Origin of the sequence: Pseudomonas marvdashtae, from assembly GCF_014268655.2 — a bacterium.
Taxonomy (GTDB): Bacteria; Pseudomonadota; Gammaproteobacteria; order Pseudomonadales; family Pseudomonadaceae; genus Aquipseudomonas; species Aquipseudomonas marvdashtae.
Genome location: NZ_JABWQX020000001.1, coordinates 3,171,914 through 3,184,615 on the forward strand (window position 1 = coordinate 3,171,914; position 12,702 = coordinate 3,184,615).

Here is a 12,702-nt window from a genome sequence, read left to right on the forward strand (position 1 = left end):
GAACGTCTAAATAGTACAGGTAGCTAGCGCTCAGCGAGCGGCCGTAAAATGGCGCGACACGATCCGCTGATGCGCAAAACGTGTCGAAACCTATGAATTGAGAATTCGCGATTCCACCCACTCGTCTACAATCCAAAATTCTTCTAAAGGACTTGAATCAATGAATTTCAGGTGCACTCTGTTGGTGCTCGCGGCCGCTTCAGCGTCGGGATGCGGAACGATCAATACGACCTTTCGAGATGATGCTGTGGCTAGCGGTAAACTGGCTCGCTGGCATTCCCACTGTGACTCGGTTCCACGAATCTATAGTGGTGCAGTTTTTGATTACTGCACACTAGATGCGGAACCACGGCAAAGCACTGGTTTCGATGGATACCCCGCCCCAGCGCTCATTGTCCTCGACATGGGCCTCTCAGCTGTCGCGGACACTCTCTTATTGCCTTACTCCGTCTATTTGCAAAACAAACACGGTGACATCAGGAAGGCGCGTTTCGAATAGCAAGGCGAGCCGATCACAGCCGGGCCATTTGCATCTGTCACGTTTTTGCATAATTGAAGCGTACCCCGGCTTACTTGGGTCGGCGTTCGACCCCGTTGGAAGTCTTGTCACACCGCATGCAATGCTCACAGTTCAGATGCCGGCAGATCCAGGCTTTCACCCGCTGCCAGTACGTGACCATGAATAGGTGGCGGATGCCGGCCAAAGCCAAGGCGATGTGCAGGGTCAACCCGGCAGTAGTGGGGCCGAACAGAAAGCTGTCATGCCGAGTGGTGACCACGTAGGCGCTGATGGCGATCGTCGAGTAGATCAGCTTCCCAAGGATGCCGTCCTTCACCTTCCCGCTCACCACGCACCAGAACGCCCACAAGGCAATCATGCCGCAGGCGATGGAGTTGATCAGTTCAAGATTCATGGTGGATTGCCTCCCCCAAACCGCTGGCGGATGAACGCCCAGAGGTCAGCGGCTTTGATGGCCCGGGTGATGGCGGCGATAAGCGACCCGCCGAAGGTCCCCAGGAGGAAACCGACACCGGCAACACTGCGCGGCTCGACCACTCCGAAGTAGGAACTGATCAGGCCCGTCAGGTAATGGGCGCAGACGGCACCCGAGAAAATAAAGATGGCCCAGGCCTTTCGGTCTACCAGGTCATCGCGGTGCCAGAAGCTGGCGGCTATAGCGCCAAGCAGCCCAGCAAATGCCCAGTCGAGCTTCTCGAACAGGCGCTGTAAAAACTCCATGCCTTCGACTCCGACTGTGCATGATTGAATAAAAAAGGCCGGCGTAGCCGGCCAAACACTGGGGAGCATCATCGATACAAAAGTAGTCGGCTTTAGAAATGCCAGGTCCAGATGTCGTGGGTTTTCAAAGAGCCACCGTCGAACAAGCGAACAGCACGGTATTTCGGCGTGTAACCGAACCGCGCCCAAACAGGCAAATCCTTGATTACTGCCAGACCGCCATTCGGCTGCAAACGAAGAACTGCGTCAGGGTTTTTTGCGGTACCCGAGTTCCAGAGAACTTTGTTGCTGGCATCGTAGATCACAAAGTTGCCGTCGGCTTGGAACACCGCCCTCGCAGCACCTTTGTTCTGAGTGCGGCTGGACCACAGCATGCCCCCATCCGGACCGTAGCTCACGACACCGCCGTCGGCCTCAAACACAAGTGCGCAATTGCCTGTGGCATATCGAACCCCTCGTACCATTTCGAATGGACCAGAAAAGATCAACGAGTTCGTCGCGCCAGGTACCAGTGGAATCGACGGAGTGCCGTTCCAGATCGCTCGCGAGTCAAGAAGCACGATGTTCCCATCGTCCTGAAGGACCATATGGGTTCGGTTCCACTGGTCGTTACTGGTGAAAGTCGTGTTGTCGGTCAGCCAGGTGCGCTTACGAATCGGGTCGTCCAGGAACGCGCCGTATTGAACGTAGAGCTGTGGGGGTACCTTGTAGCGCAGGGGAACGTGCGAGCTGTAGGGCTGTGTATTGTCAGCTACCCATACCACCGCGCCATTGTCCTGCAGAACCAGGTTTCCATCAGCCTGAAGCAAAAGTTTGAAGCGGCCATTTGGCGAGAGAAGATACTGACCTGCGGTCATTGTTTGGTATGCGGGCAGAACTGAAGTACCGCTGCCGGCAAAGGGAATACGTGTACGAGCCATTTTATTACCTTAAGTCGAATGATTTTTCGCGGAGGATTCCGCATTCATGTCGCTCAAAGGCGATCGCTCGAGGCTCGGGGCCTTCACATGATTCAACGTCCCGCAACGGGAACATTTGATCTGGAGCTGGGTGTACTCGCCCACGCGGGCCAGTAGTCTGTTGCACTTTCCACATCTGCAATCTTTAAGCATCTGCAAAGCCTTGTCGTTTTCTGCTAGGCTCCGCCCCGCTCGCGCGAGCAGTGAGGGCCTTGGCTGGCTTGCAGGCTGGTTCTGCGATCTGGCGTCTCCCTTGGGTGTTCCCGCACCCTCTGGAGTCGCCCTCTCTTTTCTCCGCGCCGAAATGAAAAAGCCCCGAATCTGTCGGGGCTTTTTGTGTTCTGACAGGCACAAAAAAGCTCTGCAAGTGCAGAGGCCCTGAATAGGTCCCTCATCAGCGTGACAAGTCAGAGGCTCTGAGGGCTTTGGGGAAATCTTGACGCAAAAAACCCGGCGCTTGGCCGGGTTCAGGGTTTCGTGTGCGTTTCGCGTTACTTGTGCACTATGGGAAAAGTACCCTAAAAACCCCACCATGTCAATATCATTATGCCGCCTCCTGGTCTTTTTCCGCGTGAATCACCTGCCAGATCGGCTGCTGGGCCTGAACATCCACTTCCTTGATCACCTCTTTCAGGGATTCCCACAATGTCAGCCAGTCGCGATTCCAGTGCTTTGGCTCGATTGAAACGCCGAAGAAGGTTTCCATTTCAGCCGCAACCCTCGCCGGCCCCCACTCACTCGAGCCGTGAACCTCCCCCTTGTACGATTGCAGCGCCATGGTGACTAGATACTGGGCCTTCACACGCTTGGCTGATGTAAGGTCCGGCAGTGCCGCCTTGGCGGTGACCAGCAGCACTGCGTTCATGACGTGTCGCATGTTCATCGCCGGGTGGTACAGGTAGTGACCGAACTGCTGCACCTGGAACGGCAGCGTGTCAATTGCCCGGAGCACCTTGCCAATGGTCGCCAGGTGCGCAGCACGGGCGGTGGACCGGCCTACCGGCGTACGGCGCGTCTCGCTGATGCTGATCTTCTGGCGCACAACCTGGATGCGCTCCTCCTTGTCCTCGCCCAGGGCGGCGAACACGGCCTCATGGCGCCGCATACGGGTGCCCTTCTTCACCGGTGCGGATGCCGCCTTGTCGATCGCTGCAGCGCTGATCGAAGCGTTCGATTCATGCTGGGCCTCGGTCCATACTTGCCTTGCGTTGATCAGCTTCATGCAGCTTCCCCTTTTTTCAGTTCGCGAGTCTTGGCCCGGTATTCGGCGGTCATCGCCTTCAGCTGTTCGATGGTGTACTTCTTGGCCTCATGAGGGCCTTCCAGCCACTCGACCGCCTCGGCGCCGATGCGCTTCACCAACTCGATGCGGTAGTTCACGATGTCGCCGGACTTGTGGTTGTTGCATGGGGCACATTGCTTGTGCACGTTCAACGGTTCGAAGCGAAGCTCAGGGCTGGCAGCAACCGTCCTGTAATGCCCTGCGTGGTATTGGCCTTCATGGTGGCGACCACAGCTCACACACGGCAGATCGACATCGCGCAGACGAACCCACTTGTTGAACGCTTGCTGCGTATCGCGAGCATGGTCCGCCCTACTCTTCAGCTTCTCCTTGCGTACCTTGATCTCTCGGCGCTCGACCTGGGCCAGGGACTTGCGGGCGGCTTCCTTGCCCTTTTCCGACTGGGCGTGAGCGATGGCGCAGGCGATCTCCCCGCACACGGCTTGCGATTCTCGGGCCGGCGCGTACATCACGCGGCATTCTGGGCAGCGCTTGCGGCGTGGGACTGCGGACTTGAGCGGAGTTTTGCGCAGTAGAGGGGTGCGCTTCATGCTGCCGCCTCCCACTGCTCGGGCATCTGCCCTTTCGGCTCGCTCCAGTTCACGCCCTTGTCGGCGCCGAAGGCGTACATGCACTCGATCACGTCGCCCAGCTCGGCCACAGTCATGCGCTTGGTGCTCTCGCCTAGCATCACAACCCCACCGTTGATGCCCTGGGCCATGCGGATCTCCTGGCGGGCGGCTGCGGTCATGAGGGCTTTCCAGTCCTCGCTGTCCAGCTTCTGCATCACGCCATTGACCGGCCATTCAACCTGGCGGGATATGTCGCCCAGCATTGCCCACAGCTTGGCGTTCTGCTCCAGGGTGCGACGGGACTTAACCGGGCGGACAATGATCTCTACGGCGCCGGCGGCAGATAGCTCAGTGGCGAACAGGTAGGCTAGGCGAAATATCTCGCGGATGCGCGAAGGACCGGACGACCAGAAGTGGCGGGGTTTATGGATGACGTTGCTCATTGCCTGGCCCTCCCCTCTGCCAGGAAATCACGCAGGGACTTCTCAATGCCCAAGTGATCCAGGTAGGTGGCGGCGAGCACGGCCGGAACCGCGGCGAACATAAAGCTATCGTCCACCAGCATCACAAGGCCGATGAGGATCAGGCTGACCACGGACAGGATCACACTGAGGACGCTGAATGCGTTCATGACTGCTCTCCCTGGCCTAGGGCGGCGCCAATTTGCCCAGATCGAGTCTCTGGCAGTTCAGCCTGAGCCGTCACACGTATAACCGGGCACGGCAGACCACCCAGGCCGTAGTGATAACCACCGCACGCCAGGCACTTGGTATCGGGACCTGTCATCGGCGCACCCTTGAATGGCGACAGGTCGTCGATGCGTTTACGCAGCGCCTCGTTCTCAGCCTTCAGCTCAGCATTCACCCGCTCGTAGGCTTCGTAGCCGGTCTTGAGGCCGGCGATCTCTGCGCGGAGTTCGTCGTAGGCCCACGCCATGACAATATCCGGACCGTGCGGTTCGTAGCTGATCCGACCGCCCTCTTCGGAGAGCATCTGGACGACCGTGTAGCGATGGACTTCGCTCATGGCTTCACCTTCAGGCCGACGGCTTCGATGAACTTTGAACAGGCGTGACGCATTCCAACGGACGAGTGATAGGCGTCCATATGGCTATCGTCAATTGCGTCTTCAGGCTCTTCTGGCATTTCCGGCACAGGAGGCAGCTCAATCACCAGCGCCTCGCGGGATGCCTTCCATCCATCCCACCCACCATTTGCATAGGGGCTTTCGTAATATTCGGGGTGTGTGGCGGACCGGGTGAAATCCATGCCCCGGAAGCGCGGGCTTTTCTCAAACTCTTCACGCATCTTGTCGGTCATGTCCGCTTCTCCTGCGCTTCCGCGATCAATGCCATGCGCTCCAGGCGCTCGGCGGCCTGGCTGGCGAGGTTCGCGGCGTCCGCCTCGTCGATCACAGGGATGCACACGAAGTTGATTCCGTGCTTGACCAGGGTGTTGGCTACCTCAAGGGCTTGGCGTAGCTGTACTGGGGACGCTCGTTTCATGTCCGTTGCTCCAATTCCTGGGCCTGCTTGATCAGCAGCGCGCGGCGATCCGCCAGTTCGTTGGCAGCCTCAATCCGCATTTCGTCTTTTTTGTCAGCGCTGGCGGCGCGCATTTCCAACATCGAGGACTTCACCAGATGCAGTTTTTCGCGCAGGGATGGGGCTGGCCGGCTGACGGCGCCAGTGAGCAATCCCGCGATGGCCCGCCCGTCTTCGGTGATAGGCACGACGCTCAGGTCGGCCAGGTACTTCTGGGCGCGCTCCTGGGGGATGCGCTTCAGCTCCATGGCTTTGGTGACGGCCTGGATACGGCTATTGGCGTCGAAACCCACGGACACATGCCAGTTGACCGGTTTGGTTTCTTCCCGGGCCTGGGCGACGAAACGTTCGTAAGCGCTAATGAACGCCATGCGGGCACCGACCCTGTCGCCGGCGTCGAGGACAGGTTTCGCTGCAGCCAGGGCCAGCTGGATTTCATCAGTCAGCACCACGGTTTCGAATTCATCGTTCGTAGTCATGGCGATTGCCCAGGCCTCGTCCTTGCCTGGGCGGCCGTCGGATGACTGGACGCGCTGCAGGATGTCGGCCATAGCCAGCTTGCCCTTCACTTCGAAGCGGCACGCCTTCAACGCGGCTTTGACGACAGGAACCGAGTAGGCGCAGAGGTCTTCGGCCATCATCGCCGCGGTGCCGGGGTTCATTTCTTGCCCCATTGCCTCGGCCGTAGCGCAGATGGCGGCAGCCAGTCCGGCGACCTGTTGATCGTTCATTTCAAAGGTACTCATTGCGCTCTCCCGCTTGGCGCTTGGCCAAGACCATTTGCGCGGCCTGCTCCGCTGCGGATACGTTCGCCTCAGTGCGCTCCATCTGGCGGGCGGTTGTGCCGTTGATACGCTGCCCGGTAACCCACTGGGTGTGGTAGCTCTCGGCGTTGGCCAGCAGTTCGTTGAGGCTGTGGCACTTGCGCAGGACCGCGGCATCGCTGGTTTTCAGAAAGTGAGCCGCAACGTGGTGGGCGACATCGGCGCCGAGGCGGTCAACCAGTTGGCCGAGCTGACCACCGACCTTGGCGTTCCACACCGGCCAGGTGCTGTAGCGCTTGCGGTAGGCCATGGCGTAGTTCGCCCAGACCTTGAAGGTTTTGCAGGACTGGTCTTTGGGGCCAGGCATGTCGACGGGGATCTCAACCCGTGGCCCATCGGTGCGATCAATCACCAGAACCAGATTGCGGGCCGGCTTGTCCGGGCTGCCTTGCAAGTCCTGACTGGTATCCTGATTGGTACCCTGATGATTGGTATCCTGATTTGTCGGAGATTTTTCCGACCCTTGCCCGGATTTTTCTCCGACCTTGCCCGGATTTTTTTCCGGGGTAGATCGGATTTTTTTCCGACCTTCTTGCTTTGGTGGGGTCGGATATTTTTCCGACCCATCCAACTTCCGGTTCCACTCGACCGCCTTCTCTGTCAGGCGAAACAGTGTGATATTCGAAGTACTGGAAAGCTCAATCAAACCGGCCTCCTCCAGAGCCTTCAGCATGCGGTACGCGGTATCTGGCTTGTCAGTGAGCAGTGGCAACTCCTCAATGATCTTGGCCTTGCTCAGCGCGAAGAAGATGCCGTCGTCGGTCTTGATTGGCTTGGTCCAGCTTGGGCAGCCATAGACGAAGGCGAACAGCAGGGCCTGCTGAGAATTCAGCCCCCACTCCAGCGCCTTCACCTGGTTTATCGTGACGGTGTATTGCATGTCAGGCCTTCCCGACCATTGCGGCCAGTTCGAGGAAGCGATCCACATACCAATGAGGCTGCGTTTCGCGGGGGCATTGAGGACTGGTAAGGTTCTTGCCGTACTGCAGGCCCTTCTCAGTCACCGACCAGAAGCCAACGTATTCCTGCTTGGAGTTGCGGCGCTGCATTTCCTTGAGGTATCCGTGAGCCTCCAGCAGTTTGTTAAAAGCTGGAGCGGACGTTCGCAGGTCGAAGTCCTTGATCAGAGCGGTGACGGCCTTTGTTGGCATCGACGAGCCGCCGACAGCATCAGGGGCGGCGTCGACCGCGTAGCCTGGAAGAAACTTGGCGTCGAGACCGTTGTTGGTGGCGATCTGGGCGAGCATCATCATCTTGCTCGACGGCGCCGGCTTCAGCAGGCGGTCGAAGCACTCCAGAATCGCCAGCTCGCCGATGACTTTCGAATTGTCGATCGACCGCGCAGCGTATGTGCCTGTCTTGCGAATTGAGGGCAGGACCTGGCCGACCACCCATTCCTCGAACCTCTCGGCGGCTGGCAGCTTTGACTTCATCACCAGTCGGTAAAGGTCTCGCTCTGGAATGATGGTCAGGAACCCACCACCCTGTTTCGGGGTAGTGGTTGCAGCCTTGCAATGGCGAGCCACGGCATTTTCCGGCTTGGAGTAGCCCAAAGCGTCGGCGACGTCACGAGCAACAAACCATGGCTCCCCGAGCTTGTCAGTGATCACCCGGATGGCCGCACCATCGAAGTCGAACGGGATAACTGAAGAATCACGCGACACGTTTTCAGAATTGCTAAAACGTGTCGCGACCTGTCCGGTATTGTCCTGTTGTGGTTGTGCGTGCATAATCTTCTCCACTTGCTTTACCGCTGTAGAAAAAGCCGACCTCGTACGTCGGCTTTTTTGTGTCTGAAATTCAGGCGACCTTTAGCGATTCGCGCAGTACATGCAGCGCGTCGATGGCTTCTTGAATGGCTTTGTCGCCCTGGGCTTTTTCGTGCTGGCTGATGTGGTTGTCTGCGGTGGCATCGAAGATCAGTCGGCCTACGTCGCCGCACTCGGCGGTCAAGTGGCACAGCGCGGCCATGAGCGGCTTCGGCTCTGGGCGCTTACGCCGAATCACATCGCACTCGAACTCGTTAGCCAGCGAGCCAAGCACGGCAAGACGCCCTTCTTCGGAGAGGTGCGTGAGAACCTGCCCGAACATCTCCAGGTTCATGCGGTGCGCTTCACGATTCGGATTCGCGCAATCAAGCAGCCGGGTTTCATTGACGCCCATGCGCTTCGCGAGCGCGGTACCGCCGCCCGCCTTTACTTCGCGATGCAGGGTTCGTTCGAATTCTTCCATTGCGAAAACCTCTCTTCTTCTCGCGTGGCAGTCCGCCACTACTTTCACGATGATTTGCTTACCAAAACGAATCACGGAAAATTCCATGACCGACCAACCTGAACTCCAGGGTGAGATAGCTGCCCTCTTCTGCTTCATCGCTGCCTTGGGGTCCATCCTTCCGCTGTCTTGCCAAATAAGGCTTTCCCCAGCGTTCGAATCTCGATGTGAGGCGATGCGACAGCGACTGAAACCCGAGGAGCTGCCGGGCTTTGATAAGGCGGCGCTCTCCCTCAGATCAGCGCGCCAAGTCTCCCTTAAGCAGCGCCGCGCAGAACCTTATGGGCCAGATCAACGAGATCGGGCCGCAGGCCGGCAATAGTGATCTCTCCACCCGATGCATCCTGAAGGCGTTCAGCAAGCTCCGCAGAGGCTTTGCGATGGCCGCCTGCTAACTGCCAAAGGTGACCTACAGTGGTCTTTGCGGCGGCCGCGACGTCTTGGCGCCGATCATTCGCAGCATTAGCGAGCCAGTCGCGCAGATGGTCATTCATGGAATTCTCCTTACACATGTAGCGAATTTAGCTTAGGGCTAATTTCAGAGCAAGGAAATAATTTAGCTATGAGCACATTTAGCAATGAGCTAAACGCTGGCATTCTTGCGCGTATGGATATTTATGAAATTCGTAAACGCAACCTGGTGAAGCTGATAGGCAACCAGAGAAAGGGAGCTTGCGCTGAGCGCTGGGGGATGGCTCCTGCGCATCTCAGCCAGATCCTCTCCGACAAGACAGCCAAGAACCTTGGCGACGACGTAGCTCGCCGAATCGAAAGCGTCGAAGGATTGCCTAGGGGATGGTTTGATTCCGTACCTTTGAGCGATGCAATCGCTGTCACCGAATTGAGCGGATTCGAGCCAGCAACGGAGGGGGTAAAGGGAAGCGCCGTTTTATCTGCTGCTGACCTCGTTAAGCAGATGCTTGCAAAGCAGGGTAGCGGCTTGTCAGATCAGGCTCGCCACCGATTGTTGGCAGCTGCTGAAGCAGACGATGGCGGCGGCACGATCGAATTAGACTACTACCGCCCAGGCGTGGTGGGTGATGAGGTATGGATCGCCCACTACGACGTTCGCGCGGCCATGGGCGGCGGGCAGATCCCGCACGACTATCCTGAAATGCTCCAGGACATCCGCGTGAGTCCGCAGCATCTACGCGAAATGGGCGTCGAGTTCAAAGAACATTTCCATCTGAAGATGGTGACGGGCTGGGGCCAGTCGATGGCGCCGACCATCAAGCACCGCGACCCCCTACTGGTGGACGTCAGCATTCGTGAGTTCGTTGGGGATGGCATTTACATGTTCACCTGGGACAACCACCTGTACATAAAGCGGCTCCAGTGGATCGGTGACGATCAGCTCAGCATGATCTCGGACAATGCGCTCCACCCGGCGAGGACGATTCGTGCCGATGAAACCTACATCCAGGCGCGAGTGCTGCTGGTGTGGAATGCGAACCTTGTTTAGCGCAGTGTCGGGCATTTACAGCGCTACATAAATTTAACTGACCGTGGAAAAGGCTTTCCCATGCGTAAGATTGCGGCTCTTCTTTTGCTAGTGGCACTCACTGGTTGCAGCACTGCGCCAAGCGATCGGGTACCGGATGGGCTTTGGTACGCTGAGAGCGAGATACCGGATCAATTTCACTATCACGTTTACGTTTTGTTTTTGGACGATAGCCATTTTACGTGGTGGCGTGTCGATGAAGCGCCTGACACCGTCATCAAACGATTGGCGCACTACACCAACGATCATCCTGGGGTAAAAATTCTCACCAGCTACACGCGCGAAGGCGATCGGATAACCGGTGAGCGCCGATTTATACATGAGGGAACCCCCAGTCTAAAGGGTTTCACTTCCGTCCAGATTTTCACCGGACATTTCAGCGGCGACACGCTGGAAATGAAGGTGGAGGGCAATATGATCTATGACGATGGGAGGTCTTTTCCGGCTCAGATAATCAGATGGCCCCTGAAGCGTCTTAGTGATTCGGCCGGGGGGTAAGTCTGAGCTTCGATTTACATTACCTACTAGAGCAAAGGCCTGAGCTATGACTCTCACCAAGCCCAACCAAGACCTGCGCCGCGATCTCCAGGGCATCGCCTCCGACCTCAAGTGGTCAGCCGTCGAGCTGATGCGAATCGCCGAGCGATTGAGCCTGGCCGGAAATGAGGCCGACGCCCAGGCCGTGCTGAAGATCTGCACCGTGCTTCATGATGGGGAGTATCGCCTGGTGGGTTATGCGGATGAGGTGAAGGCTCGGCTTATTACGAGATCGGCATAATACTTTAGACTTAGGGAGTTTATGGTGAAACAGGAAAAGCAAAAGCGCTACATATTTGATTTTTATTCGATAGCGTCCGTTCAGCAAGACCTTTTCGCCATGAGCACAGAATCCGCATTCGAGAAAATAATAAATGGGGATCATCCTAAAAGTTATGCGAGTTATGGATGTATACGAGAAGTTTTCGGCCTTCACTATCGCATCAATACTAATTCATACGCGGGCCAGATCCGGAAAATACGGAAAGCAGACCTACCAGAAATTGGAGCATTGGGGAAAGACGGGAAAAAGATTGAGCTGGAAATAGACGAAGGCGTTATTGAAAAGAATTTTTTCGTTTACTACAAAGATAACTCCCTATTGGTTATACATAGGAACGATGATGGGAACACTGGCGTGCATCTTGCGCAACTGCTTACGTCTAGCGCTGGCGTGTCATTTTTTGCCAGCCCGATCATTAGACCAGACCAGGCAGAGATGCTCCTTAATAAAAAACTGAGCATAAAAAAGTTTTCCGTAAAAATCCCTAAACCAACCAACCCAGACTTGTACCCCCAAGACAATTTGAGCGCCAGAACTTTAGAGCTTCTAAATCAATCAGGCGCTGACTTTCTCGATGTAACCTTCACAATTGATAACAAGCTTGACACCAGCTCAGGAAAACTGAGTAGCGCCATACAAAGTTCAATTGGCCACCTTTTAACAATGGGCGCAACCAAGGCAAAAATTGAAACAGATGAAAATGGAAAAATACTACCTATAGACTTAATTGCCAATAGGATATACTCATCTCAGACCATCAGAACCAACTCATCTTTTCCGCCTCCTGAAAGCATGTATAAACTTGCTGATAAGGCTAGGGAAGAACAGAGAGAATCAGTAGATGATTATTTCGGCAAAGCTAATAGAATTGTTTAAACTATCCACTGCAATATTCATAACGTGGATGTTTCATAAATACAACTTCCGCTTCCAACCTGGCGAAATTTCTATGTTGTCCGGCGTCCTTGCGGGCGCTTCTGGAACGATACTCGGGTTTCTGATCACTGCGATCGCACTGATGGCATCAGTGATGGATCGGGATTTGTTGAAAAATCTCAGAGCGACCGGGGGGTACCGGATCCTTATCTCCGGGAGCTTTGTATGTGCATTCCTTTTTTTAGTGCTCCTTGCGTCATCAGTGTGCTTATTGCTTCCATGGTCAGGAGAGAAGCAACTTCTCTTGCTCCTGAACGTATTCATAGGGTCTCTGGCGGCAATACAGCTTGCGAGTACGGGCGTGGGTTTCTACCGAATCATTATGTCGATAAGTAAAGGCTGACCACCACTGCCCCGACAGCACCAACCTTACAAACTAAACAATAGCCCGCCACTGAGCGGGCTTTTTTCATCCCCGTCAGAAAGGCGCCGGCTCCTCTGCCCTTTCGAATACCTCTACGGGCCGATCCTCTTCGGCGCACGCCTCCCACCTCAGCGTCACCGACCCATCGTCGTTGAACGTCATGTCTATACCGTCCGTCTCGGTTAGAACGCCCATAACTTCATCCCATTCCCTGTCTCCATCGCTGTCCAGGCGATGAATCGTCACCCAGCGCTGAATCTGCGCGACCGGGTGATTGATCATATTGGAGACCCTCAATCCCAGCCTTTCGATTCCACTCACCCCCCGCCCTACTGCGGTCTCGTACTGATTTGCTTCCTTCATCGCCACCTCCAGATGCTGTATATTTAT

At 56.2% G+C, this 12,702-nt stretch carries 22 protein-coding genes; 5 read left to right on the plus strand and 17 right to left on the minus strand.

Annotated elements, in window-relative coordinates:
* Positions 1-160 precede the first annotated feature (160 nt).
* A complete protein-coding gene (locus HU742_RS14185; RefSeq protein WP_186642881.1) occupies positions 161-499 on the plus strand; it encodes a YceK/YidQ family lipoprotein in 339 nt (112 codons plus the stop codon).
* A gap of 70 nt (positions 500-569) precedes the next feature.
* On the opposite strand, the gene HU742_RS14190 is transcribed toward HU742_RS14185, so the two are convergent.
* The 16 genes from HU742_RS14190 to HU742_RS14265 form a co-directional block, all read right to left on the minus strand.
* Positions 570-914: a hypothetical protein gene (locus tag HU742_RS14190; RefSeq protein WP_186642882.1), complete on the minus strand. Its 345-nt coding sequence runs from the start codon at positions 912-914 to the stop codon at positions 570-572.
* Entirely contained in the window at positions 911-1,240 is a 330-nt protein-coding gene (locus tag HU742_RS14195) for an MFS transporter (RefSeq protein ID WP_186639173.1), read from the minus strand. The genes HU742_RS14190 and HU742_RS14195 overlap by 4 nt, the downstream gene beginning before the upstream one ends.
* 92 nt (positions 1,241-1,332) lie before the next feature.
* Complete coding sequence (locus tag HU742_RS14200; RefSeq protein ID WP_186639171.1) at positions 1,333-2,160, minus strand: putidacin L1 family lectin-like bacteriocin; 828 nt, start codon at positions 2,158-2,160, stop codon at positions 1,333-1,335.
* Between the two features lie 9 nt (positions 2,161-2,169).
* Complete coding sequence (locus HU742_RS14205) at positions 2,170-2,358, minus strand: Com family DNA-binding transcriptional regulator (protein WP_186639169.1); 189 nt, start codon at positions 2,356-2,358, stop codon at positions 2,170-2,172.
* A gap of 385 nt (positions 2,359-2,743) precedes the next feature.
* On the minus strand, positions 2,744-3,421 hold the full coding sequence (locus tag HU742_RS14210) for a bacteriophage antitermination protein Q (RefSeq protein WP_186642883.1): 678 nt from the start codon (positions 3,419-3,421) through the stop codon (positions 2,744-2,746).
* Positions 3,418-4,032 (minus strand): recombination protein NinG, encoded by a 615-nt coding sequence (locus tag HU742_RS14215; protein WP_186642884.1) that lies wholly within the window; start codon positions 4,030-4,032, stop codon positions 3,418-3,420. Before HU742_RS14215 ends, HU742_RS14210 begins: the two co-directional genes overlap by 4 nt.
* Positions 4,029-4,496, minus strand: coding sequence for a recombination protein NinB (locus HU742_RS14220; protein WP_186642885.1), 468 nt, complete (start codon positions 4,494-4,496; stop codon positions 4,029-4,031). Before HU742_RS14220 ends, HU742_RS14215 begins: the two co-directional genes overlap by 4 nt.
* A complete protein-coding gene (locus HU742_RS14225; protein ID WP_186642886.1) occupies positions 4,493-4,684 on the minus strand; it encodes a hypothetical protein in 192 nt (63 codons plus the stop codon). The genes HU742_RS14220 and HU742_RS14225 overlap by 4 nt, the downstream gene beginning before the upstream one ends.
* On the minus strand, positions 4,681-5,079 hold the full coding sequence (locus HU742_RS14230; RefSeq protein ID WP_186642887.1) for a hypothetical protein: 399 nt from the start codon (positions 5,077-5,079) through the stop codon (positions 4,681-4,683). The genes HU742_RS14225 and HU742_RS14230 overlap by 4 nt, the downstream gene beginning before the upstream one ends.
* The gene (locus tag HU742_RS14235) at positions 5,076-5,372 is read right to left on the minus strand and encodes a phiTE_015 family protein (RefSeq protein ID WP_186642888.1); all 297 of its coding nucleotides are present in this window, start codon (positions 5,370-5,372) and stop codon (positions 5,076-5,078) included. Before HU742_RS14235 ends, HU742_RS14230 begins: the two co-directional genes overlap by 4 nt.
* Positions 5,369-5,557, minus strand: a complete 189-nt coding sequence (locus tag HU742_RS14240) for a DUF1382 family protein (RefSeq protein WP_186642889.1) — start codon at positions 5,555-5,557, stop codon at positions 5,369-5,371. Before HU742_RS14240 ends, HU742_RS14235 begins: the two co-directional genes overlap by 4 nt.
* The gene (locus HU742_RS14245; RefSeq protein ID WP_186642890.1) at positions 5,554-6,342 is read right to left on the minus strand and encodes a hypothetical protein; all 789 of its coding nucleotides are present in this window, start codon (positions 6,340-6,342) and stop codon (positions 5,554-5,556) included. The genes HU742_RS14240 and HU742_RS14245 overlap by 4 nt, the downstream gene beginning before the upstream one ends.
* Complete coding sequence (locus HU742_RS14250) at positions 6,329-7,300, minus strand: SIR2 family protein (protein WP_186642891.1); 972 nt, start codon at positions 7,298-7,300, stop codon at positions 6,329-6,331. Before HU742_RS14250 ends, HU742_RS14245 begins: the two co-directional genes overlap by 14 nt.
* Before the next feature lies 1 nt (position 7,301).
* Positions 7,302-8,150: a BRO-N domain-containing protein gene (locus HU742_RS14255; protein WP_186642892.1), complete on the minus strand. Its 849-nt coding sequence runs from the start codon at positions 8,148-8,150 to the stop codon at positions 7,302-7,304.
* A 70-nt stretch (positions 8,151-8,220) separates the two neighbouring features.
* The gene (locus HU742_RS14260) at positions 8,221-8,739 is read right to left on the minus strand and encodes a phage regulatory CII family protein (protein ID WP_225923577.1); all 519 of its coding nucleotides are present in this window, start codon (positions 8,737-8,739) and stop codon (positions 8,221-8,223) included.
* Positions 8,740-8,948: 209 nt separating this feature from the next.
* A complete protein-coding gene (locus HU742_RS14265; RefSeq protein WP_047698707.1) occupies positions 8,949-9,185 on the minus strand; it encodes a helix-turn-helix domain-containing protein in 237 nt (78 codons plus the stop codon).
* Positions 9,186-9,298: 113 nt separating this feature from the next.
* On the opposite strand from HU742_RS14265, the gene HU742_RS14270 reads away from it, so the two are divergent.
* Genes HU742_RS14270 through HU742_RS14285 form a run of 4 tightly spaced genes read left to right on the plus strand, consistent with a single transcriptional unit; the run spans position 9,299 to position 11,888 of the window.
* Entirely contained in the window at positions 9,299-10,153 is an 855-nt protein-coding gene (locus HU742_RS14270; RefSeq protein ID WP_186639376.1) for a S24 family peptidase, read from the plus strand.
* A 60-nt stretch (positions 10,154-10,213) separates the two neighbouring features.
* Entirely contained in the window at positions 10,214-10,690 is a 477-nt protein-coding gene (locus tag HU742_RS14275; RefSeq protein WP_186639155.1) for a hypothetical protein, read from the plus strand.
* Positions 10,691-10,736: 46 nt separating this feature from the next.
* Positions 10,737-10,970: a hypothetical protein gene (locus HU742_RS14280; RefSeq protein ID WP_186639153.1), complete on the plus strand. Its 234-nt coding sequence runs from the start codon at positions 10,737-10,739 to the stop codon at positions 10,968-10,970.
* A gap of 24 nt (positions 10,971-10,994) precedes the next feature.
* On the plus strand, positions 10,995-11,888 hold the full coding sequence (locus HU742_RS14285) for a DUF6731 family protein (RefSeq protein WP_186639151.1): 894 nt from the start codon (positions 10,995-10,997) through the stop codon (positions 11,886-11,888).
* Positions 11,889-12,366: 478 nt separating this feature from the next.
* Here HU742_RS14285 and HU742_RS14290 read toward each other — a convergent pair whose 3' ends face one another.
* Positions 12,367-12,675, minus strand: a complete 309-nt coding sequence (locus HU742_RS14290; protein ID WP_186639149.1) for a DUF1654 domain-containing protein — start codon at positions 12,673-12,675, stop codon at positions 12,367-12,369.
* Positions 12,676-12,702: the final 27 nt, after the last annotated feature.

Bases quoted from the DNA above. Each gene is read 5' to 3' on its own strand.
- HU742_RS14270 (WP_186639376.1), top strand. From the start codon at position 9,299: ATGGATATTTATGAAATTCGTAAACGCAACCTGGTGAAGCTGATAGGC.
- HU742_RS14250 (WP_186642891.1), bottom strand. From the start codon at position 7,300: ATGCAATACACCGTCACGATAAACCAGGTGAAGGCGCTGGAGTGGGGG.
- HU742_RS14230 (WP_186642887.1), bottom strand. From the start codon at position 5,079: ATGAGCGAAGTCCATCGCTACACGGTCGTCCAGATGCTCTCCGAAGAG.
- HU742_RS14260 (WP_225923577.1), bottom strand. From the start codon at position 8,739: ATGGAATTTTCCGTGATTCGTTTTGGTAAGCAAATCATCGTGAAAGTA.
- HU742_RS14185 (WP_186642881.1), top strand. From the start codon at position 161: ATGAATTTCAGGTGCACTCTGTTGGTGCTCGCGGCCGCTTCAGCGTCG.
- HU742_RS14240 (WP_186642889.1), bottom strand. From the start codon at position 5,557: ATGAAACGAGCGTCCCCAGTACAGCTACGCCAAGCCCTTGAGGTAGCC.
- HU742_RS14210 (WP_186642883.1), bottom strand. From the start codon at position 3,421: ATGAAGCTGATCAACGCAAGGCAAGTATGGACCGAGGCCCAGCATGAA.
- HU742_RS14245 (WP_186642890.1), bottom strand. From the start codon at position 6,342: ATGAGTACCTTTGAAATGAACGATCAACAGGTCGCCGGACTGGCTGCC.
- HU742_RS14275 (WP_186639155.1), top strand. From the start codon at position 10,214: ATGCGTAAGATTGCGGCTCTTCTTTTGCTAGTGGCACTCACTGGTTGC.
- HU742_RS14195 (WP_186639173.1), bottom strand. From the start codon at position 1,240: ATGGAGTTTTTACAGCGCCTGTTCGAGAAGCTCGACTGGGCATTTGCT.
- HU742_RS14215 (WP_186642884.1), bottom strand. From the start codon at position 4,032: ATGAAGCGCACCCCTCTACTGCGCAAAACTCCGCTCAAGTCCGCAGTC.
- HU742_RS14190 (WP_186642882.1), bottom strand. From the start codon at position 914: ATGAATCTTGAACTGATCAACTCCATCGCCTGCGGCATGATTGCCTTG.
- HU742_RS14255 (WP_186642892.1), bottom strand. From the start codon at position 8,150: ATGCACGCACAACCACAACAGGACAATACCGGACAGGTCGCGACACGT.
- HU742_RS14265 (WP_047698707.1), bottom strand. From the start codon at position 9,185: ATGAATGACCATCTGCGCGACTGGCTCGCTAATGCTGCGAATGATCGG.
- HU742_RS14280 (WP_186639153.1), top strand. From the start codon at position 10,737: ATGACTCTCACCAAGCCCAACCAAGACCTGCGCCGCGATCTCCAGGGC.
- HU742_RS14290 (WP_186639149.1), bottom strand. From the start codon at position 12,675: ATGAAGGAAGCAAATCAGTACGAGACCGCAGTAGGGCGGGGGGTGAGT.
- HU742_RS14220 (WP_186642885.1), bottom strand. From the start codon at position 4,496: ATGAGCAACGTCATCCATAAACCCCGCCACTTCTGGTCGTCCGGTCCT.
- HU742_RS14225 (WP_186642886.1), bottom strand. From the start codon at position 4,684: ATGAACGCATTCAGCGTCCTCAGTGTGATCCTGTCCGTGGTCAGCCTG.
- HU742_RS14200 (WP_186639171.1), bottom strand. From the start codon at position 2,160: ATGGCTCGTACACGTATTCCCTTTGCCGGCAGCGGTACTTCAGTTCTG.
- HU742_RS14235 (WP_186642888.1), bottom strand. From the start codon at position 5,372: ATGACCGACAAGATGCGTGAAGAGTTTGAGAAAAGCCCGCGCTTCCGG.